Here is a 20,172-nt window from a genome sequence, read left to right on the forward strand (position 1 = left end):
AGCGGCTGGGCCTGGACGGCGCCCTCGGGGCGATCGACCGCACCAAGCTCAATGTCAACGGCTCCTCGCTGGCGGCGGGGCACCCGTTCGCCGCGACCGGTGGGCGCATCATCGCCCAGACCGCGAAGCAGTTGGCGGAGAAGGGTTCCGGACGCGCGCTGATCTCCATCTGCGCCGCCGGCGGCCAGGGCGTGGTCGCCATCCTGGAACGCTGATCCGCGCCGCCGCTGGGCGCGTATGACGAAACGACGCCGGCCCGTATCGAACGGGCCGGTAATTCGGAAGCCGGTTGCCGATCGCGGCGAATTCCGGGCGGCGGCGAATCGGTCGAATCCGTATCCGCACCGACAGTCAGCGCGCGGGCGGCGGGACCGCGATCGTCAGGGCGCCCAATCGGCCCGGGTCGGCGACGACGTCGTAGGCGGCCACCCGGTCCTCACGCACGGTGAGCAGGAGGACCGCCGCCAGTTTCCCGTGCGGCGCCACGACCAGTCCCAGCCGACCGTCGACCAGGGCGAGGCCCGCGACCTGGGAACGACTGCGCAGCAGCACCGTTTCCTCGGCCACCGCCGCCGCACCCCGCACGACGGACGCGATACCGGGCGGCAGAATCGCCGGGTCCGCGGTGCGCACGACATCGGGTGCGAGGACCGCGAGCAGGGCGCCGAGGTCGCCGGCCCGCGCCGCCGACAGGAATGCGGTGACCACCTCGCGATGCCCGTCGAGTTCGGCCGCGGGCGTCGCGGTGTCGCCGCGCACGCGGTGGCGGGCGCGACTGGCCAGCTTCTTCGTCGTCGCCGCGGTGCGGCCCACGATCGGGGCGATCTCGTCGAACGGGACGGCGAACATGTCGTGCAGTACGAAGGCGACACGCTCGTCCGGGCTCAGCGTGCGCAACACCACCAGCAGCGCGCGGCCCACCGAATCCGCCAGTACCGCTTCGGCTTCCGGTTCGGAGAAGACGACCGGCCGAGGGCCCGCACCGGCGAAGTCGAGCGCGACGGATCCGGCCGCGGGGCCGACGAGCTCCTCTCGCCGCGCGGCTCGGGAACGCAACTGGTCCAAGCAGATTCGCGAGACGACGGTGGTGAGCCACGCCGCGAGATTGTCGATCCCGAGCCCGTCCGCCGCATCGTCATCCGCCGCCCGATTGCCCGCCGCGCCCCCATCCGCCGTGCCTCGCCCGCCATGCTTCGTCTCGGTCGTCCCCGTGGCCCGATCTAGGCGCAACCACGCTTCCTGCACCGCGTCCTCGGCCTCGCCCAGTGAGCCCAGCATGCGGTAGGCGATAGCGCGCAGCAGCTCGCGGTGTTCTTCGAAGCGCCGCGCCAGCTCGTCCCGATCGCGCACCGGTCACCTTTCTCGGCCCCCGCACGTCGAACCGGATGTGGGACGGATTCGCCCTGTTCGCCCGCGCCGTGGGCTCGAACCCACTTCTTCACGATCGCAGATCAGGGCGCCGAACGAGCAGGAGGGTGTCATGCACACCGCATATGTGACCGTCACGATCGTCGCCGCCGTGGTGATCTTCGGGACGACCGTCGTCGACATCGTCGCCCCGGAGTGGGTGCGCGGCAATATGCGCAGCTACGGGGTACCGGACTGGGCGCTGAGGCCGTTGGCGGCGATCAAGGCAGCGGGCGCACTGGGGCTGCTGGCGGGGCTGGTGTTCCCGGCGGTCGGCCTGGCCGCGGCCATCGGCCTGGTGCTGTATTTCGTCGGCGCGGTGATCACCATCGTGCGGGCACGCTGGTACGCGCATCTGCCGTATCCGATGCCGTGCCTGGTCCTGGCCTCGGCGGCGGCCTGCTTGATCGCGCTCGCCTGACACCGACCCGGGATCCACGGCGCGCCCGGCTCACGCGGCGATGCGCTCCACCGCTGCCACCACCTCCGAGAGCAGCGGCAGCGATTCGTCGCGCTGAGGTGCGCGCGCCCACCACCGGCCCTCGTGGGTGTGCCGCCCGAATCCGGTGGGCAGAATGACATTGCTGCGATGGGATCCGATATCGACGCCGTGGCGCTGCAATCGCAGAGTCCGATCCCCGTCCGGATAACCGTCGAATACCGCGATGAACGTTCGACGCGGCGGATGTTCGCGCACCAGCACCGGTCCCGGAATGCCGCGCACGGTCAATTCACCGAGTACCAGCGCACCGAGCGGTTCCGGCGTATTCACCGCGGCGACCGAGTCGCCCAGCGGTAACACCACATATCCGGGTGAGGTGACGCGCACATAGGGTAATCCGAACAGCTCCCGATAGGTGTCCGCCCAATCCTGTGGCGTAGCAATCTCTTTCAATCGCACGATGCACCTCACTCACTGTCCATCTCCCGGCGCCGTACCCCGGCTCCGTTCGTCGGTTGTTCCAGTGAATACCGGAAATCACAGCAGTTACACGTGATTCGGTGAATCACGCGCGAATTGTCAGCCACGAGTGAGGTTCAGCACACAGTCCGATCGGTCCGGACCGAATGGTCGCATCCGGTCCGGACCGAAATGCGGGGACGGAACAGAACGGTTTCGAATCGAATCGGCGAATACCGATCGACATCCCGCATCGACGCTGATCGCGCGAGTAGTCTCGGGTCGCGGGTAGTCGCGGGACGCCCACACACTCACGGCACGGAGGTCCGGGAGGTCGTCATGACTTGCGACTTGATGCTCATCGCGTACGACGGATCCGAGAATGCGAAGCGGGCCGTGGAATATGCGGGGCGGTTTCTGTCCGCGCCCAGGGCGGTCGTGCTCACGGCGTGGGAGCCGATGGTGCGCCAGGCCGCGCGGCTGTCCGGACTTTCCGGGGTGATGCAGCCGGAATGGCTTCCGGACGAGGAGATCGAGGATATCGCCTACGTCGACGCCAAACAGATCAATGCCGAGGGCGTACGGCTGGCGAAATTGGCGGGATTGAATGCGGAGCCACGCACCACCGAATGCACCTCGACCATCTGGAATGCGATCGTCGACGTGGCCGACGAGCTGAATGTCGACATCATCGTCGCCGGTACGCGAGGCTCCACCGGCATCCGCGCCCTGCTGCATTCGAGTGTCGCGGAGGCGGTGCTGAAACACTGCCACCGGCCGATTCTGCTGGTACCGCCGGGAAAGGAACCGATTCCGGTCAGCGATCTCGCCGGTCGGCTATGACGGTGCCGCTCCCCTTCACATGAGTCTGCCCACATGAGATCTGCGTCGCTGCCCGGGCGCCGCCCGTACCGGACACGACTATCGTCGGGAAACTATGGACGGCTTTCTGCTCGCACAACCGGGGGGCGTGGTCCGTACGACCGGCATCCGGCGCGCATTCGACGATGCGCGGCGGGCGGCGGCGGCCCTGCGTGCGGGTGCGGCGGAACTGATCGTCGGCGCGATCCCGTTCGATCCGGGCGATGCGGCCGCGCTGTGTGAACCGGAACAGGCGCAACACAGCGCGGGCCCGTGGCGTCCGGCCGCGGTGCCACCGCTGCCCGAGGTCCGGGTCGTCGCGGAGATTCCCAGCCCGGCCGAGCATGTGGCCCGGGTGACGAAACTGGTGGAGCAGCTGTCGGATCCGGCGCAGCCGTTACGCAAGGTGGTCGCCGCGCGCTCGTTGATCGCCGAGGCACGGCAGCCGCTCGAACCCGAGGTGATCGCCGCGCACCTGCTGGTTCGCCATCCCCAGGCCAACGTCTTCGCCGTCGATCTGACACCGGCCGGCCGGGTCGGCGCACATCTGGTCGGCGCCACACCGGAGGTGCTGGTCGCCCGGCACGGCGACACCGTCACGCTGCGTCCGCTGGCCGGGACACTGCCCCGGCACGCCGATCCCGCCGTCGATGCCGAACGGTCGCGGGAGTTGTTGTCCAGTACCAAGAATCGCGACGAGCACGCCTTCGTCATCGAGTGGATCCGCGAGCAACTCACCCCGGTCTGCGCCGAACTCGCGATCCCCGAGGGCCCAGAGCTGATCAACACCGCCGAGGTCTGGCATCTGGCGACACCCGTCACCGGCCGGCTGCGCGACCCCGCCACCACCGCGCTCGACCTGGCGCTGCTGCTGCATCCCACGCCCGCGGTCTGCGGGACCCCCACCGACCTCGCCCTGCGAACCATCACCGAATACGAGGAGCCGCGCGGGTTCTACGGCGGCGCGGTGGGCTGGTGCGATGCCCGCGGCGACGGTGAATGGGTGGTCGCTATCCGATGCGCCGACGTGTCCGCGGACGGGCGCACCGTGCAGGCCTACGGTGGCGGCGGCATCGTGGCGGCGTCCGACCCCCGCACCGAACTCGATGAGACGACGGCCAAACTGCGCACCCTGTTGAACGGGCTGGCCTGCGCGGTACCGGACCAGCCGAGCTGATCAAGACTGCTCGCAGGGCGCGGAGAAGGTCGGCCGACCGGCGGGTTGCCGTGCTGCGTGCCGCCTGCGGCGCGCCCATGTTGTAGGTTGGCTCGCAAGACGCCTGTGTCGATGTTGGGAGTACGCGATGAAGTTTGCCGTCCCGGGGGTTGCGAGCGCCGTCGCCGGAGCGCTGCTCGGCGTGATCGCGGTGTTCGTCGTCGTGACGGCGACAGCGCAGAATTCGCGGCCCGAGGTGGATCGCAGTGGCGACGCGTCGTCGTCGCTGCTGAACAACGTTGAGTACGGCGCGCGCTGACGCTGCGCCCGCCGCTGCCCCCTCCGCCGACTCCCCTTCCTCGGCCACCGCACCACTGGGCCGGCGTTGGTTCGCCGGTACCGTTCTCGCCGCCTTCCTGCTGACCTTTCTGCAGGCACCCGGCAATACCGTCGCCGACACCAAATACGATCTCGCCCAGAATCCGGTCGGATTCCTGCAGCGCGCCGCCCATCTGTGGAGCAGTCAGGCGCCGATGGGCCAGGTGCAGAACCAGGCGTACGGATATTTCTTCCCGCACGGCGCCTTCTTCTCACTGGGCCATGTGCTGGGCCTTCCGGCGTGGGTGACCCAGCGGATCTGGTGGGCGCTGCTGATTCTCGCCGGCTTCTGGGGCATCGTCCGGCTGTGCGAGGTGCTGGGCATCGGCACCCGCGGTTCCCGGGTGGTCGCGGCGGTCGCGTTCGCGCTCTCGCCGCGGGTGCTGACCACGCTCGGATCCATCTCCTCGGAAACCCTGCCGATGATGCTGGCCCCGTGGGTGCTGCTCGCCCCGGCCGCGCTGGGCGTCGTCGGCCTGCCGCGGGTCCGTGCCGTCCGCTCCGGATGGCGGCGACTGCTGCCGCACCGGCCGACCGCCGACTCGGTCTCGATGCGGGGTGCGACCTCGCCCGCGGCGAGCGCCCTCGCGCTGGCGCTGATGGGCTCGGTCAACGCGGTCGCGACGGTGGCCGCCTTTCTGCCCGCGGCACTGTGGTGGGCGTCGTATCGGCCGAATCGCACCTGGTGGCGCTTCACCCGGGCGTGGATTCCGCTGTTGATTCTCGGCACCTTCTGGTGGGTGGTGCCGCTGCTGGTGCTCGGCAAGGTGAGCCCGCCGTTCCTGGACTACATCGAATCCTCCGGGGTGACCACCCAGTGGGCGTCGCTCGGTGAGGTGTTGCGCGGCACCGACAGCTGGACGCCGTACGTCTCACCGGAGCGGATCGCGGGCGCGGTGCTGGTCACCCAGCCCGCGGCGGTACTGGCGTCCGGAGCGCTCGCGGCGGCCGGAATGGCCGGGCTGGCGCTGCGCTCCATGCCGGGACGCGGACGGTTCACGCTCGTTCTGATCGCCGGCCTGGTCGGCATCTGCGCCGGATACGCCGGACAGCTCGGCGGGCCGTTCGCCGAATCGGTGCGGATCTTCCTGGATTCCGGTGGCGCCCCGCTGCGCAATGTGCACAAGCTGGAACCGTTGATCCGGATCCCGCTGGTGATCGGGCTCGCTCATCTGCTGCGCCGGGTGCCGCTACCCGCCTCGGTGCCGATGCCGGTGTGGCGCAGCGCCTTCGCACATCCGGAACGCAACCGGATGGTCGCCGTGGCGGCGCTGCTGCTGGCGGCACTGGCCCTGTCGACCTCGCTGGCATGGACCGGCAAGCTCGCCCCGCGCGGCGCCTACGACAAGGTGCCGGCCTACTGGCAGCAGACCGCGGACTGGTTGGCGCACAATGCCTCCGACACCCGGGCGCTGGTGGTGCCCGGAGCGCCGTTCGGCAGCCAGATCTGGGGACTGACCCGCGACGAACCGCTGCAAGCCCTGGCCCGCACGCCGTGGGCGGTGCGCGATGCCGTGCCCCTCACACCGCCGGGGGCGATCCGGGCGATGGATTCGGTGCAGCGGCTGATCGCCGACGGCCGGCCCTCCACGGGGCTCGCCCCGACGCTGATCGATCAGGGCATCGGAATTCTGTTGCTGCGCAACGATCTCGACCCCGACACCTCCCGCTCCACCCGTCCGATGCTGGCGCACGAGGCGATCGAGGGCTCGCCCGGGATCACCAAGGTCGCCGAATTCGGCAACCCGATCGAGGTGGGCCACGGCGACGGATTGGTCGCCGACGGTGATCTGCGCCCGACGTATCCCGCGATCGAGATCTACCGGGTGAGCGACGGCGACAGCGGGCAACCGGCCGACATCCGCAGTGGTCCCGGCGCACCCGCGAGCTTCCCCGGGGCGCGGACCGTGCCGCTGAATTCCGTGCCGGTCGTTCAAGGCGGTCCGGAAGTGCTGGAACGGCTGCGTCGCAACGGATCCGGCGCGAGCGGACCCACCCTGCTGGCCGCCGATGCCGCACGCGCCGGACTGACTCCCTCCGCGACCACGATCACCGATACCCCGATGGATCGCGAGGCCGATTTCGGGCGGGTGGACAACCACAATTCGGCGCTACGCGCGCCCACCGACGCCCGCCGCACCCACAACCTGGTCCCCGACTACCCCGTACCCGGCGCGCAGCCGGTGGAGGGGCAGTGGTCCGGCGCCACCGTCACGGCCTCCAGTTCCGCGGCCGATGCCACTCAGCTCGGCGGTGCGGCCCCGGGAAGTTCGACCGCGGCCGCCTTCGACGGCGACCCGAGTACCGCGTGGTTGAGCACCAGTGCCGAACACGCTGTCGGACAATGGCTCCGGCTCGGCCTCGACCATCCGATCCAGGCGGGGGCTCTCCAGGTGACCACGAGTCCCGCCGCGATCGGCGATCCGGTGAAGTGGATCGAGGTGCGCACCGCCAACGGCACGGTGGCCGCGCGGATATCGGAACCCGGTGCGCCGGTGTCGGTTTCGCTGCCGCCTGGGCGCACCGACTGGCTCACCATCACGGCGACCCGTACCGAGAACGGTACCGGCGGTGGGCAATTCGGCATCAGCGAGGTGCAGCTGTTCGACTATTCGAACCGTGACGCGCCGACGCCGGTGACCATTCGCCACCGCACGGTGCTGCCGCCCGTTCCGGCCGGAACGCCCGTGCGCGGCTGGAATCTGGGACAGGAATTCCCCGGTCGCAGTGGATGTTTCGATGCGCCGGATCGCGTGCGCTGCAGTAAGGGACTCGCACTGCCCGCCGAGGAACCGGGCGCCTTCGAACGCACTCTCGATGTCCCGGCCCCGGTGACGGTCGCACCGCGGCTGACCCTGCGCACCCGGCAGGGCCCGGCGCTGGAAAGTCTGTTGACCGATCCGGAGCGGCCCATCGCCCGGGGCAAGGCCGATGTCGGCGATCTGCGCGGTTCGGCCTTCGCGGCGACCGACGGCGATCCGCGCACCAGCTGGATCGCCCCCGAGGAGACCGTGCGCAATCGCACCGGCGCCAAACCGACGCTGACCGTTCAGCTGCCGCGCCCGGAACTGGTCACCGGCCTCGAGGTGACCCCGCCGATGGGCGCACTGCCCGCGCGGCCGACCTCGATCGCGGTGAATCTCGGTGACGGGCCCCAGGTGCGCGAGATTCCGCCCGCGCCGAAGGGACGCGATCCGGAGGCGACGGCCGAGTCCCCGGGCCGCACCTCGCCGACCGCCACACCGCCGCGGGACGCACCCGCACCGCAGCCGAAGTCGACCGACACCCCCGCGCCGATGTCCGCACCGCCGACTCCGGTCCGGCTGGAGCTGTATCCGCACGTCACCGACCACATCGAGATCAGTATCGATACCTGGAAGCCGGTGCTGGACCGCACCGCACTCGGTTTCACCCAGGAGCAGCCGCCGGGCCTGGCGGAAGTGTCCGTACTCGGACCGGACTTTCCGGCGCCCGCACCCGGCGACCGGCCGGTGACGGTGGACTGCGACCACGGCCCGACCCTCGCGGTCGCGGGGCGGGTGCTGCACACCAGCGTGACGGCGACGGCCGATGAATTGCGCACGGGGAAGCCGGTTTCCGCCACGGTGTGCGCGCCCGGCGACACCGCGTACGGCGGTGCCACGGTCGACCTTCCGGCCGGTTCCGTCGACGTCGCGGTCGCTCCGACCGAACTGTTCTCGGTCGACGAATTGCGTTTGGACAATACGGCTTTCGAGGCTGCCACGCCCGCGACACCGGCTACGGACGGTGGCGACGCGACGCGACCGGCCCACGACGGTGACGAAGCAACCGGCGAGGGCGGGACTGCCGTCGACCGCCCCGCGCCGGAGTCGACCGGAGGCGCCGATCGCCCGGCCGGCATCGACGCGCCGCCCGGCGATCGCCTGCTGGTGCTGCCGCTCAGTACCAATGTCGGCTGGACCGCGCACACCGGAGACGGCCACACGTTGCGGCCCGTCGTAGTCGACGGATGGAAGCAGGGCTGGGTAATTCCCGCGGATGCGCACGGCCCGGTGACCGTGGGATTCCCGATCGACCGCTGGTATCGCCTGGCCATCTTCGGCGGTCTGCTCCTGCTGATCCCCCTGGTGCTGCTGGCCCTGCCGGTACCCGGGTGTCTGCGTAAACGGTTGGGGCACAAACGAAACCACCGCACGGACGAACTGCCGCAGGACGACACCACGCCGCTCCCCGCAGAAGGCGGAACACCCGGCGCCACCGCCCTGTCGGCGGCCGACTCGCCCGTCCCGGCGGACGGTGCACCGACGACGTCGGCCGACGGTGCGCTCGCGCACGGAATCGGCGGCGGCACGACACCCCGGCCGGACGGTGCTTCGAGCACATCCGGCGATCACACCGACAATCCCGTGACCGCCGTCCGGGCACCGGCCTCCCCGGCCGTTTCCTACGACCCACCGCCTCGGACCTGGAACAGCTGGTGGCTGGGCGCCGCCGGTGTGCTGATCGCCGCCTTCCTCATCGCCGGCCCGATCGGGGCGGTGTGCGCCGCGATCGGTGTCGTCGCGGTACGGGTGCTGCCGCAGGCGCCGCTCGTCGTCGCCGTGCTGGCCGGGGCCGGCACGATTCTGGGCGAAGCCGCGCTCTCCACCGGGCCGTGGCGGTCGGGAGAGGTCTATATGGGTGGCTCGCTGTGGGCGCAGGTCCCGGCGCTGGTGGCGGTCGTCGCCGTGGGCGTCGCCGCACTGCCCGCGCGGAAACCGTGGGGGCGAGCGGGTTCCGCTATCCGAACCGGCGTTTGACCCACTGCCGCACCGGCTCTTCGACCAGCGCGTAACTCGCGGCGGCCAGCGGAATCGTGAAGGCGACCGTCAACGCCAGCACATGCAGGAACCCGCCGTTGAACGGGATGAATCCGAAGATCGGGAACATCATCGCCAGGACCACCAGATGCCAGATGAAGATGCCGTAGGACCAGCGTCCGATCGTCAGCGCCAGGCGGCTCTGCAGAAAGCGGTGCCGCGCGACACCGACCACGAGCGGGGCGAGCAGGCCGAAACCGATCAAGGCCCCTAGACCCATTTTCATCGCGTACTGCCACGCCGCGGCGCGAGCCAGTCCGGCGGGCCCGGCCAGGTCGGTGGCCGACAGCGCGAACGCGATCGCGGCGACCGGCCACATCAGCCGGCGGTCGCCGAACCACCGCTGCCACCGCGGCGCCGCGTCCCCGTCCCGCGATCGCGCGCCCAGGATCTCGGCCAGTTCGGCCAGCACCATGCCCGCCGCGAACCAGGGCAGATAGCCGGGCAGCCAGTTGTCGGCGTGGATGGCGTCCGGGGTGGGCACCGGCAGGAAATTCCAGCCCAGGCACAGCACTCCGATCGCGGTCACCGCGAACACCCGCTGCCGCGCCGCCGAGCCGCGCAACCCGGCCAGCGCCCAGGCCAGCAGCGGCAGCACCAGATAGAAGGCCACCTCCACCGACAGACTCCACATCTGGGTGAGCCCGTCGGTCAGGGTCAGCGGGACGAAGACCTGCACCAACGCCAGATTCGCCCCCCACACCCGCAGCCCGGCCGAATGCGCCGCGGACGGCAGCAGGGTGAGCGCCACGCAGACCACGACCCAGTAGGCGGGCAGGATGCGAGCGGCCCGGTGCAGCAGATAGCGCCCCGCCCGCGGCGCGGTGCCCAGCCCGCGCGCCGCGGCGGCGTGCGGACGCCACAGCAGGAAGCCGGAGAGGCCGAAGAACACGGCCACGGCCATGTCGAACCGCTCCCACACCCGCCCGATCACCGGCGTTCCCGCGGCGCCGGTCTGGAAGGCCACATGGGTCAGCACCACACCGAGTGCGGCCAGTCCGCGCAGACCCTCCAGTGCGGGAACGAATTTCCGGGTTCCGGGGACCGCCGGAGCGGGGCGCGACGTCGGGGCAGCCGGCACGTCGGTGCTGGATGTGGCGATTTCGGGGGTTGCGGTCATCGCGATCCAGTGTGCCCTGCCGGATTCGCCGCGGCCGCGTGCGGCTCCCCGCGGCCCGACCGTGGACCGCGCCTCGCCGGACGCCCGTACTTCTCCGGGGTGTTTTCCGCACTCAGCTCGCCGGGTTAAGGTGCCGGACTGTTAGTGTCGGGGCTCACGAGTGCTTGTGTTATGACCGCACCCGGTTATGAGCGCACCCGGACGAGGCTTGTTCGACGACGAGGAGAGTTTGCATGGCACTCAGTGCCGGTACCAAGAGGACGGTGGCCTGCCTGCTCGTGGGACTCGGTGCGCTGTTGATCGTCGCAGCGATACTGATTCCGACCTACGGGGTGAGCCAGTTGGCCAAAACTCCCCTCGACCTCGAGATCACCACCATCGCATCCAACAAGCCGAACGCCCCGAGCGAGGTGCTGGACGCGAAATCGCTCACCTCCGGTGAGGGCCCGGTCCAGATCGACAAGAACGTCGGGCTCATCTCGCAGCGCTTCCTCACCGTGGAGGATCCGTCGGGTAAGACCAATATGACGATCCAGGCCGGTCAGACACTGCGCCGCAAGGACAAGACCGGTGACACCGGCCTGCTGTCGGCGATCATCGACCGCGTCACCATCAACCGCAAAACCGGTCAGCCGATCGACGACGACCCCAACGGCTCGATCGCGACCACCGTCGACAGCAAGGGCAACAGCGTCCCGGATCCGGTGCAGCACACCGGTCTCCAGTACCGCTTCCCGATCGGCACCGAGAAGACCACGTACCCGTACTTCGACATCAACGCCCGCAAGTCGTTCGATATGAAGTTCGTGGAAGAGACCGAGATCAACGATCTGAAGGTCTACCACTTCCGCCAGCAGGTGCCGCCGACCGATCTGTCCAAGGTCACCTCCGCGCCGACCAACCGGCTCACCTTCCCGGCCGCCAAGTGGGGCGTGCAGGGCGACGGCGACGTCACGATGAACCGCTACTACACCAACACCCGCGACGTGTGGGTCGAGCCGGAGACCGGCACCGTCGTGAACGGCTCCGAGCAGCTGCACCAGTACTACGCGCGCAGCGCGGACAAGCCCGAGGTCACCGCGATCAACACCACGCTGACCTTCGATCCGGACACCGTCCGCTCGCAGGCCGACGAGGCCCGCAAGTACATGGACCAGATCTCGCTCTACAGCCGCACGCTGCCGATCATCCTCGGTGTGCTGGGCGTGATCTCGCTGATCGCCGGTCTGATCCTGGGCCTGCGCGGCGGCGACGGCTCCTCGAAGCCGGGCCGGCTGGTCAAGAAGCCGCAGACCACCCAGCCGAGCGACAAGTCGGGTCAGCCGTTCTCGGAAGCGCCGACGCAGCAGATCGACATCAGCAAGAACCGGTGATCAGCGAGAACCGGTAGGTTCTCCGGTCGCACAGTGGCTCCCCGGTTGTCGGACCGGGGAGCCACTGGCGTTTCGCGGGGCCGCTATCCGGCGGCCGGCCGGGCGGCGGGCTGCATGCGGAAGGTCAGCGCCTCCATGATGGTTTTGCGCTGGGTCTTCTGCACCGCCGCGATCCGCCATTCGCCGTCGGCTTCGCGGACCACGGTGTAGGTGGCCAGCTTGCCCAGCTTCTTCGGCTGCCCCTTCGACGATTCCCCGCGGGTGACGACGACGGCGGTATCGCTGCCGTAGCGGCGGATCTCGATGATGTCGACGGTGAGCCGGGTGCCCTTGAGGAAACTGTCGAACAGCGCCTGATGCGCGCCGCCGATCTCGGCGCCACCGTGGTAAACGGTGCCCAGATAGGTGACGTCGGTGGCGTCGGCGGTGAAACAGGCGCCGTAGGCGGCGCCGTCGCCGCGGTTCCAGGCGTCGCGGCTGCGCTCGATGAGAGCGCGGATGGCGGTGGTGTCGGTGGTGGCGGTCATGAGCAGGGCCTCTCGTGATATTCTCTGCTTAGAAGATTTTACTTCTTTGGAGAAGTCTCTTCGTTGAGGAAGAGATTACGAGAGAGGTGTGTCCCGTGTCAACGACGAGTCGCCACCACGACCCCCGCCAGGTCTTTCGCCGCTATCTGAGTTCCGTTGTGCTGCATGCCCAAGCGGGTGCGAAAGCGGTCGGGCTCGGCGCCACCGACCTCTACGCGCTCAACATCCTGGAGCTGAGCGGGGCGATGACGCCCGGCGAACTCGGCGCCCGCACCGGGCTCACCACCGGACCCACCACCCGCCTGATCGATCGCCTGGAACAGGGCGGCTACGTGCGCCGGGCGCCGGATCCGGCCGACCGGCGCAAGGTCATCGTCGAACCGGTGGACCGGCCCGCCGGCCTCGACAGCGCCCTGGCCCCGGCCCGTCGCCGGATCGGCGACATCGTGCGCGGCTACACCCCCGAACAGCGAGAACTGCTGTTCGACTACTTCGCCCGCGCGGCCGACGCGTACCAGCGCGCCGCCGAAGACATCTCCGCCGAGGAGCTCACCGAAGCGGAGACACCGGGCGAGTGAGTCGCCTCCCCGTCGTCACTCGGTAGGTAACGGCGAAAGCTTCTCTCCCACAGCGATATTCGTAGCACCCGGATCCCGGCGCACAGTCCGGACCACCACGGTGACCACCAGCGTGGTCACGATCGCGACGATGGCGGTGGCCAGCGCGATCAACGCCGGCAGGCTGCGCACGAACGGCACGGCGACGCCCACTTCGACCGCCAATCCGGCCCAGATGACGGCGGCCGGTGCGGTGCGGTCGGCGGCGATGGCCGACAGCAGGGCTCCCTGCAGCACCGCCAACAGCGCGCCGGCCAGCGCGAACAACCACAGCAGATCCTGGATCGGCGCGTAGTCACGGCCGGCGAACAGCGGGGCCAGCGGCGCCAGCACGGCCGCGCCGGCCACGGCGACCAGGCCGACCGCCGCCAGCACGCCGAGTGCGGACCGCAGCGCGCGCACGGAATACTGCGGTTGCGCCATCCGCGGATACAGCACGACGCCGACGGCCTGCGGGAGCCAGAACGCGATCTTGGTGGCGATCGCGCCGAGGGCGTAGCGGCTGGCGTCCGCCTCGTCGAGAACGATGCGGGCGATGATCAGATCCGCGGACGACAGCGCCATCAGGGCAGCCTGGACCTGGGCCGCGCGCAGGACCGCGGTCACATCGGCGGCCCGTGCCGCGCCGATCCGCGCACCGGTGCTCCGGACCTCGACGGGGGCCCGGGCGACTTCGGTCGCGTTCGGTGGCAGCGGGTTCGAACCCGCGTCCGGCGCCGAGTACGCGATCCGGGAGATCCGATTCGCCGCCGTGGTAGCGACCAGCAAGCCGAGAGCGGCGCCCCAGAGCGCGGCCGCGGCACCCGCGCCGATGGCCAGCGCGATCAGCGCCGGAGCGACCCGGGCGATCGCCGAACCGCCGAGAACTATTGCGAGCGAACGGAATCGGTTCGTTCCCTGCAGGATTCCCTGCTCGCCGGACAGCAACACCAGGACCGGCGCGGCGATCAGCGCCCCGCCCGCGGCGACCGCGCTCACGTGCAGCAGCACCGCGACGGCGGGTATGAGCGCGAGCACGACGACCGCCACGATCGTCGCGCAGCGCCGGGTCAGGCCGCGCACCGTCGCCACCGCGGCGCCACGCACCAACTCCCGCGCGACCACGTTCTGCAGCGCCAACGCCGGCACCGCGGCGAGCAACTGCACGGCCAGCAGACTCGCGAAGGCGCTGTAGCCGGCCACACCCAGCCAGCGTCCGGCCAGCAGTTGCAGCAGATAGCCGGCGATATTGGCGGTCATGGCCCCAGCGGTCACCAGGGTCATATCCGCGACCACGGGTAGACGGCGCAGGGCAGGCATCCCGCCATGCTCCCACCTCCGCGCCACCCGGCGCAGCCGAGGCCTGCCGGTACGCGACCGGCGGTGCCGTCGAGCCAGTGTTTCAGTCCTCGTCCACCAGCTGGCGCCGCACGTCGAGCAGGTGATGGCGGACCTCGTGGACGGTGTGGACCGCCACCCAGCGCAGTTCGCGCTCGACGCGATCGGGGTAGTTGTACAGAACTCGCCGGTTCCAGTCGTCGGCGTCGAGGCGGTCGAGAACATTCGCGAGCAGTCGCGCCGAGACGAGCAGTTCCTGAGCCACGTCGACGGGATCCTGCTCGGCATAGCCGTCGTGATCGGCGCGTTCGTCCCGGCCCATGGTGACGAGGGCCGGGCGGTCGGTGCGACGCGCCAGCAGTACGCGTTCGCGCTGCACGAGCAGTACGTCCCGGACGTGGCAGCCGTATTCCAACGGCGACCACAGCTCCGGAAGCCGGCGGCGCCGCGCGTCGGGGCAGTCGTTCAGCGTGGCGGCCAGCTCGGTGACACCGGCGAGGATCGCGGTCGCGGCCCGCGGTGCCTCGTCCGGCCGGTACTCGTAACCGCATTCGGCGCATCGATCCATCGCACAACCCCGTCTCGCCACGTTGACACCGTCTCAGTGAGACCATATTTTTTCACGCCGGACTGCACGTTTCCGACCCTCGCCGACCGCACCGGCCGTGCCCGGTTCACCGTGGCGGACTACCGGACATTCCTGCTGGACTATTTCCGTGCGCTCCCGGACGCCACCTTCACCGTGGACGAACTGATCGGCGAGGACGACCGGGTCTGGGCCCACATCACCATCCGCGGCACCCACTCCGCGGAGCTGCGCGGCGTCCCCGCGACCCACCGGCCGGTGGAGTACACCCAGCTCGGCCTGTACACGATTCGCGACGGGAAGATCGCGGGAGCGCGGGCGGTGTTCGACGATGTGACGTTGCTGCACCAGATCGGCGGGCAAGTGTAGGGAGCCAGGCGGGCGTGCCCGGGCGGGCGTCCGCGGCCGGCATTCCGGCCGACGTAGGGTGACTCAGCGTGACCGGGGCTCGAGAACACGGCGACGACACCAGAAGCTCGCAGCTGCGTCCGGCGAGCGCCGCGCCGATGTGGGCCCGGATCGTTCCCCTGGCCTACAGTCTCGCGCTCGCCCTGATCGTCGTCGGTCCGCTCTCGGGGCCGGGATATCTGCTGCTGCGCGACGGGGTGAGCACGCCGCGGTCCTACGCGACCGATGCGGCTCTGGGGCTGGGTGACGCAGCGCCGAGGGCTGTTCCGCAGGACGGATTGCTCGCCGCACTGTCGGTGGTGGTGGACGGAGGGATCGTCGTCAAGGCGATTCTGGTGCTGGCGCTCGCGGCCGCCGGATGGGGCGCGGCCCGGCTCGCGCACAGCCTGCTGCGGGTGTCCCTGGCGCCTCAGCTGGTCGCCGCGACGGTGGCGATCTGGAATCCCTATGTGGCCGAACGCCTTCTGCAGGGACATTGGAGCCTGCTCGCCGGCTATGCGGCGCTGCCCTGGACGGTTGTCCTCGGGCAGCGGTTGCGGTCGGGCGCCGGACAGGCTCATCCGGCGACGCGTACATCGCACGGTGACACGGCGTCCGGGCCGGACGATGCGGGCAGCACGACGGCGGGGGCCGATGCCGACCGCGGGCCGCGGACAGACACCTCCGAACAGGCGTTCGGCGGCCGGGCGAGGCCGGGGTGGGTGCGTACCGCCGTGCCGTGGGCGATGCTGGGCGGCGTACTCGCCGCGGCGGGTTTGACGCCGACCGGTTCGCTGCTGGCGGGTCTGCTGGCGATCCTCACGGTGGGGCGGCGCAATGTGGTCGGCGCGGTGGCGCTGTGGCTGGTGAGCGCCGGTCCGTGGCTGGTGGCCACCGCGCTGTCCGGCAGCGGGGCCGAACCGTCCGATCCGGCAGGCGTGGCGGCCTTCGCCGCGCGGGCCGAGCCGGGGCTCGGCACCCTGGGGAGCCTGGCCGGACTAGGGGGAATCTGGAACGGCGCGGCGGTACCCGGCTCTCGGACAACACTTTTCGCGGTGCTGTCGACCCTGGTGCTGCTGGCGATCGTCCTGTCGGGGGTGCGGGCGGTCGCGGCGCCGGGCGAACGCTCCACGCGCTATCCACGGCGAATGCTGCTGGTGCTGGCCGCGATCTGCATCCTGTTGCCGGCCCTGGGCGCGACGGGATGGGGTCTCTCGATCGGCGAATCCCTGATCGAGCGCATCCCCGGTGCCGGTTTGCTGCGCGACACCCAGAAGTATGTCGCCCTTGCGATGCCCGCATATGCCCTGTGCGCTGCGGCGGGATGCCGCGCTCTCGCCTCCTTCCGCCGCCGCGGTACACCGGAATTCGCGCGGCAACCTGCGCCGCACACCGACACGGTTCACACGGACGCGCCCGCGGCGCTGACGTCTCCTGCCGCCGGTGACGAGCCCTCGCACACCGACAGCACCGCGTCGCGGCCGAATACCCTTGCCGTGCAACCACTTATCGCTGTTCTCTTCATCGCCGCGCTGATCCTCACCTTGCCCGACCTGGCCTGGGGAGTGGGTGGCGCGCTGCGACCGGTGCACTACCCGCCCGCGTGGCAGCGGGTGGCCGCGGTGGTCGACGGCCCCGGCGACGTCGCCGTGTTGCCCGCCGGGATGTTCCGCGTATTCCCTTACAGCGGAAGGGTTCCGGTGCTGGATCCCGCGCCCCGCATGCTGCGGTCGGACGTCCTGCAGACGGGCGTGCTGCCCGTCCGGGGCCAGGTGGTGGCGGGTGAGGGCGCGCGAGCCCAGCGGGTGGAGAACCTGCTGCTCCGGGGGGCGGATCCCGCCGACCTCGCCGCCCAGGGCGTCGGCTGGATTCTCGTCGAACACCGCACGCCGGGAGCCGTCGGCGATGCGAGAACCACGCTGAGCCGGCTGCAGCCGGTGTACTCCGACGTCGATCTGACGCTCTATCGCGTACCGGGCGCACGAGATGTGGCCCGGGCCACCGCCACCGACCGTGCCGTGGTCGTCGCCGCGCACCTGCTGTGGGCGGCTCTGCTCCTGACCGGGCTCGCGGCCGCCCTGGTCGACCGGCGACGTGGGCGATGAAGCGCACCGATCGACAGCCGGGCCGTGCCGGAGATGATCGCTCGCCGATCAGCGAAGGGTCGGGGCCACCCGGTCGTCTCGCAGCGGCGCCGAGGTCGCTGCCGCCACCGTCGCACGCCCCGTGACCAGTCCCGAGACGAATCGTCCCCGAGCGGCGGCGGCCAAAACTTCGCTCACGCCGTTGCCCGTCTGCTCCCAGGAGAACTCGCGAGCTCGCGCACGCGCCTTCTCTCCCATCACCGTTCGTCCCTCGGGGTCGGCGAGTAGTTCACCCACGGTGTCGGTCAGCTGGGTGGCGTCGTCCACCAGCACCCCGGTCACACCGTCGACGATCGAATCGGTGAGCCCCCGGGAACTGCGGTAGCCGATGGTCGGGACACCGTGCTGCGCCGCCTCGATGACCGCCAGGCCCCACCCTTCCTTGCGGGAGGGCAGTACCTGAACCCAAGCGCGGGAGAGCAATTCGTGCTTGCGCGCTTCGTCGACGTAACCGTGGAAATCGACCGCGTCGGCGATGCCCGAGCTGTGCGCACGCTTCTTCAGGTTGTCGGCCCACCAGCCGTCACCGATCACATCCAGGCGCAGGCCGGGGAGCCGGTCACGCAGACCCGCGACCACGTCCAGTGCGTCCTCGATCTGCTTGTGCGGCACCAGCCTCGACAGCACGACGATGCTCGGATACGGGGTGCGGGTCGTCGCGGCGCCGGTCGGGGACTGCGCGGGCACGGGCTCGGCGCCGTTGCGCACCACCGCGATTCGCGTCGCGTCCACCCCGAGCGAGGCGAGTTCCTCCGCGGAGGGCAGCGATACCGTCAGATACTGATCGCGCCGATGGATCCGGGGCGACAGTCGCGATTCGATCCACCACCCGATCCGCCCGACCACCCGGCCCGCCACCGGCCACTGCTCACGGTGGCCGTGATGCACCAGGACCACCGACGGCGCGCCGGAGACCGTCCGGGCGAAGAACGGAATGCCGTTCTGGGTGTCGATCACCGCATCCGGCCGCAACCCGCGCAGCGGGCCGAACCCCAGCCGCCCGGCCGCGATGGCGGCCAGCGCTCGCGGGTAGACCGTGAAGCGCCCGCCCGCGCGGCTGACCTCGATGCCGTCGATGCGTTCCCGGCGCGCCGCACCCGGATAGTGCGCGGTCCGCAGCGTCACCTTCACCCCGTGCGCCGCCAACTGCGCACCCACCCGCTCCAGGTACCGCTCGCTTCCCCCACCCTGGGGATGTCCGGTATCGCGCCAGCACAGCAGCAGGACTTCGCGTACGTCCGCACCCGGCCGCATCTCGTTCTCGCCGCCGGGCCCACAGAGCTGCGCCATCGCAGCGCGCTCGCGGGGGCCGGTTTCGGGCACGGCAGTTCTCCAGATCGTTCACGTCGGACGACAGTGGGCTCCACCATAGCGGCCGACGGCCGTTCCGGGTCGTCGCGGTGGCCGCATAGACTGGCGCGGCCATGCTTCGATCCGACGCAACCGGACCGCGTCCCCGCTTCGCGCGCCGGGCCACCCTTCGCCGTTCACTGCGCCTGTTGGGCAGTTTCCGCTTCGAACAAACCGACCCGGCCCGGTTCTACGGCGGTATCGCCACCGACACCGCCGACCTCGTAGCCGACTTCTATCGGGATCTGACCGGACGGGACCTCCGCGGCACCGTGGTCGTCGACGTGGGCGGGGGTCCGGGGTACTTCGCGGACGAATTCGCGGCGGCGGGCGCGCGCTATCTGCCGATCGAACCCGATCCCACCGAGATGCACGCCGCCGGGCTCACCGTCGCCGGCGCGGTGCGCGGATCCGGGATGGCGCTGCCGATCCGCGACGACGCCGTCGACATCTGCCTGTCGTCGAATGTCGCCGAACATGTGCCGCAGCCGTGGGTGATGGCCGACGAGATGCTGCGCATCACCAAACCGGGCGGCCTGATGGTGCTGTCCTACACGGTGTGGCTCGGACCGTTCGGCGGCCACGAAACGGGACCGTGGCACTACCTCGGCGGTGAATACGCGGCCCGGCGCTACACCCGGCGCACCGGAAAGCAGCCCAAGAACCGCTTCGGCCGCTCCCTGTTCGCCGTCACCGCCGCCGACGGGCTGCGATGGGCGCGCGAAACCGGGGGCCGGGCCCAGATCCTCGCCACCTTCCCCCGCTACCACCCGCGCTGGGCGTGGTGGGTGACGCGCCTACCGGGCGTGCGGGAACTCCTGGTCAGCAATCTGGTCGTCGTCGCGGCCAAACCCCTGCGCTGAGGCCGCATCGGGATCTACTCCAGCCACCCCCGCCGCCGGGTGCGCCGAGCGGGCTCACTCCACGGCGGCTCCTGCATGGCCAGGCCGACGGTTTCCAGCGGGGTCAGGCCGACGCAGTTGGCGAGTGAGCGGACCGCCGCCACCGCCTCGGCCGCCTGCAGCGCCGCCGCCGCCTGTTCGAGCGTCAAGGTCCGGCCGGGCAGGAAGGACACCACCCAGCCCCCGGTACCGACGGACCTTGCCTGATGTGGGGTCTGATCGCTGGTCATCAGCGATCGGCCGACCACTTGCACCGCCATGATTCGGACTCCCCTGCGATTGCATCTGTAAAATCGTCCGACAAA

18 protein-coding genes and 1 pseudogene are annotated in these 20,172 nt (G+C 70.4%); 11 read left to right on the top strand and 8 right to left on the bottom strand.

Annotated elements, in window-relative coordinates; genetic code table 11:
• Positions 1-215: pseudogene (locus RJ03_RS26155) on the top strand (acetyl-CoA C-acetyltransferase); the annotation flags it as partial.
• 136 nt (positions 216-351) lie between these two features.
• Here RJ03_RS26155 and RJ03_RS26160 read toward each other — a convergent pair.
• On the bottom strand, positions 352-1,350 hold the full coding sequence (locus RJ03_RS26160) for a sigma factor (protein WP_036506858.1): 999 nt from the start codon (positions 1,348-1,350) through the stop codon (positions 352-354).
• 130 nt (positions 1,351-1,480) lie between these two features.
• On the opposite strand from RJ03_RS26160, the gene RJ03_RS26165 reads away from it, so the two are divergent.
• On the top strand, positions 1,481-1,828 hold the full coding sequence (locus tag RJ03_RS26165; protein ID WP_036506860.1) for a DoxX family protein: 348 nt from the start codon (positions 1,481-1,483) through the stop codon (positions 1,826-1,828).
• Positions 1,829-1,858: 30 nt separating this feature from the next.
• On the opposite strand, the gene RJ03_RS26170 is transcribed toward RJ03_RS26165, so the two are convergent.
• Positions 1,859-2,308 carry a VOC family protein gene (locus RJ03_RS26170; RefSeq protein ID WP_143859909.1) on the bottom strand — a complete coding sequence of 150 codons (450 nt, stop codon included), beginning with the start codon at positions 2,306-2,308 and terminating at the stop codon, positions 1,859-1,861.
• A gap of 339 nt (positions 2,309-2,647) precedes the next feature.
• Between RJ03_RS26170 and RJ03_RS26175 the strand changes: the two genes are divergently transcribed.
• The 4 genes from RJ03_RS26175 (at position 2,648) to RJ03_RS26185 (ending at position 9,484) form a co-directional block, all read left to right on the top strand.
• On the top strand, positions 2,648-3,151 hold the full coding sequence (locus RJ03_RS26175) for a universal stress protein (RefSeq protein ID WP_036506864.1): 504 nt from the start codon (positions 2,648-2,650) through the stop codon (positions 3,149-3,151).
• Between the two features lie 94 nt (positions 3,152-3,245).
• Positions 3,246-4,346 (top strand): isochorismate synthase, encoded by a 1,101-nt coding sequence (locus tag RJ03_RS26180; protein WP_036506865.1) that lies wholly within the window; start codon positions 3,246-3,248, stop codon positions 4,344-4,346.
• Between the two features lie 127 nt (positions 4,347-4,473).
• A complete protein-coding gene (locus RJ03_RS36275) occupies positions 4,474-4,644 on the top strand; it encodes a DUF2613 domain-containing protein (protein WP_083871340.1) in 171 nt (56 codons plus the stop codon).
• Positions 4,625-9,484, top strand: coding sequence for an alpha-(1->3)-arabinofuranosyltransferase domain-containing protein (locus tag RJ03_RS26185; protein ID WP_174372350.1), 4,860 nt, complete (start codon positions 4,625-4,627; stop codon positions 9,482-9,484). The genes RJ03_RS36275 and RJ03_RS26185 overlap by 20 nt, the downstream gene beginning before the upstream one ends.
• On the opposite strand, the gene RJ03_RS26190 is transcribed toward RJ03_RS26185, so the two are convergent.
• The gene (locus RJ03_RS26190) at positions 9,465-10,664 is read right to left on the bottom strand and encodes an acyltransferase family protein (protein ID WP_051025270.1); all 1,200 of its coding nucleotides are present in this window, start codon (positions 10,662-10,664) and stop codon (positions 9,465-9,467) included. The two genes, RJ03_RS26185 and RJ03_RS26190, sit on opposite strands and share 20 nt — an antisense overlap.
• A 233-nt stretch (positions 10,665-10,897) precedes the next feature.
• Here RJ03_RS26190 and pgfA point away from each other — a divergent pair, with 233 nt between their 5' ends.
• Positions 10,898-12,037: a cell envelope lipid trafficking protein PgfA gene (pgfA, locus tag RJ03_RS26195; RefSeq protein WP_036506872.1), complete on the top strand. Its 1,140-nt coding sequence runs from the start codon at positions 10,898-10,900 to the stop codon at positions 12,035-12,037.
• Between the two features lie 83 nt (positions 12,038-12,120).
• Here pgfA and RJ03_RS26200 read toward each other — a convergent pair whose 3' ends face one another.
• The gene (locus RJ03_RS26200; RefSeq protein ID WP_036506874.1) at positions 12,121-12,564 is read right to left on the bottom strand and encodes an SgcJ/EcaC family oxidoreductase; all 444 of its coding nucleotides are present in this window, start codon (positions 12,562-12,564) and stop codon (positions 12,121-12,123) included.
• A gap of 95 nt (positions 12,565-12,659) precedes the next feature.
• Here RJ03_RS26200 and RJ03_RS26205 point away from each other — a divergent pair, with 95 nt between their 5' ends.
• Positions 12,660-13,142, top strand: a complete 483-nt coding sequence (locus RJ03_RS26205; RefSeq protein ID WP_036506876.1) for a MarR family winged helix-turn-helix transcriptional regulator — start codon at positions 12,660-12,662, stop codon at positions 13,140-13,142.
• 15 nt (positions 13,143-13,157) lie between these two features.
• Here RJ03_RS26205 and RJ03_RS26210 read toward each other — a convergent pair whose 3' ends face one another.
• The gene (locus tag RJ03_RS26210; RefSeq protein ID WP_051025271.1) at positions 13,158-14,480 is read right to left on the bottom strand and encodes a hypothetical protein; all 1,323 of its coding nucleotides are present in this window, start codon (positions 14,478-14,480) and stop codon (positions 13,158-13,160) included.
• A gap of 82 nt (positions 14,481-14,562) precedes the next feature.
• Positions 14,563-15,066 carry a DinB family protein gene (locus tag RJ03_RS26215; protein WP_036506878.1) on the bottom strand — a complete coding sequence of 168 codons (504 nt, stop codon included), beginning with the start codon at positions 15,064-15,066 and terminating at the stop codon, positions 14,563-14,565.
• Positions 15,067-15,102: 36 nt separating this feature from the next.
• On the opposite strand from RJ03_RS26215, the gene RJ03_RS26220 reads away from it, so the two are divergent.
• A complete protein-coding gene (locus RJ03_RS26220; RefSeq protein ID WP_036506880.1) occupies positions 15,103-15,453 on the top strand; it encodes an ester cyclase in 351 nt (116 codons plus the stop codon).
• Positions 15,454-15,590: 137 nt separating this feature from the next.
• Complete coding sequence (locus RJ03_RS35210; RefSeq protein ID WP_051025287.1) at positions 15,591-17,576, top strand: hypothetical protein; 1,986 nt, start codon at positions 15,591-15,593, stop codon at positions 17,574-17,576.
• Positions 17,577-17,624: 48 nt separating this feature from the next.
• On the opposite strand, the gene RJ03_RS26235 is transcribed toward RJ03_RS35210, so the two are convergent.
• Complete coding sequence (locus tag RJ03_RS26235) at positions 17,625-18,869, bottom strand: glycosyltransferase family 4 protein (RefSeq protein WP_036507053.1); 1,245 nt, start codon at positions 18,867-18,869, stop codon at positions 17,625-17,627.
• 170 nt (positions 18,870-19,039) lie between these two features.
• On the opposite strand from RJ03_RS26235, the gene RJ03_RS26240 reads away from it, so the two are divergent.
• A complete protein-coding gene (locus RJ03_RS26240) occupies positions 19,040-19,828 on the top strand; it encodes a class I SAM-dependent methyltransferase (RefSeq protein ID WP_036506882.1) in 789 nt (262 codons plus the stop codon).
• Between the two features lie 14 nt (positions 19,829-19,842).
• On the opposite strand, the gene RJ03_RS26245 is transcribed toward RJ03_RS26240, so the two are convergent.
• A complete protein-coding gene (locus tag RJ03_RS26245) occupies positions 19,843-20,127 on the bottom strand; it encodes a hypothetical protein (RefSeq protein ID WP_036506885.1) in 285 nt (94 codons plus the stop codon).
• Between the last annotated feature and the right edge of the window lie 45 nt (positions 20,128-20,172).

Source organism: Nocardia aobensis NBRC 100429 (assembly GCF_000308375.1).
Classification (GTDB): Bacteria; Actinomycetota; Actinomycetes; order Mycobacteriales; family Mycobacteriaceae; genus Nocardia; species Nocardia aobensis.

Bases quoted from the DNA above. Each gene is read 5' to 3' on its own strand.
- RJ03_RS35210 (WP_051025287.1), top strand. From the start codon at position 15,591: ATGTGGGCCCGGATCGTTCCCCTGGCCTACAGTCTCGCGCTCGCCCTG.
- RJ03_RS26200 (WP_036506874.1), bottom strand. From the start codon at position 12,564: ATGACCGCCACCACCGACACCACCGCCATCCGCGCTCTCATCGAGCGC.
- RJ03_RS26165 (WP_036506860.1), top strand. From the start codon at position 1,481: ATGCACACCGCATATGTGACCGTCACGATCGTCGCCGCCGTGGTGATC.
- RJ03_RS26215 (WP_036506878.1), bottom strand. From the start codon at position 15,066: ATGGATCGATGCGCCGAATGCGGTTACGAGTACCGGCCGGACGAGGCA.
- RJ03_RS26240 (WP_036506882.1), top strand. From the start codon at position 19,040: ATGCTTCGATCCGACGCAACCGGACCGCGTCCCCGCTTCGCGCGCCGG.
- RJ03_RS26175 (WP_036506864.1), top strand. From the start codon at position 2,648: ATGACTTGCGACTTGATGCTCATCGCGTACGACGGATCCGAGAATGCG.
- RJ03_RS26180 (WP_036506865.1), top strand. From the start codon at position 3,246: ATGGACGGCTTTCTGCTCGCACAACCGGGGGGCGTGGTCCGTACGACC.
- RJ03_RS36275 (WP_083871340.1), top strand. From the start codon at position 4,474: ATGAAGTTTGCCGTCCCGGGGGTTGCGAGCGCCGTCGCCGGAGCGCTG.
- pgfA (WP_036506872.1), top strand. From the start codon at position 10,898: ATGGCACTCAGTGCCGGTACCAAGAGGACGGTGGCCTGCCTGCTCGTG.
- RJ03_RS26210 (WP_051025271.1), bottom strand. From the start codon at position 14,480: ATGCCTGCCCTGCGCCGTCTACCCGTGGTCGCGGATATGACCCTGGTG.
- RJ03_RS26190 (WP_051025270.1), bottom strand. From the start codon at position 10,664: ATGACCGCAACCCCCGAAATCGCCACATCCAGCACCGACGTGCCGGCT.
- RJ03_RS26245 (WP_036506885.1), bottom strand. From the start codon at position 20,127: ATGGCGGTGCAAGTGGTCGGCCGATCGCTGATGACCAGCGATCAGACC.
- RJ03_RS26235 (WP_036507053.1), bottom strand. From the start codon at position 18,869: ATGCGGCCGGGTGCGGACGTACGCGAAGTCCTGCTGCTGTGCTGGCGC.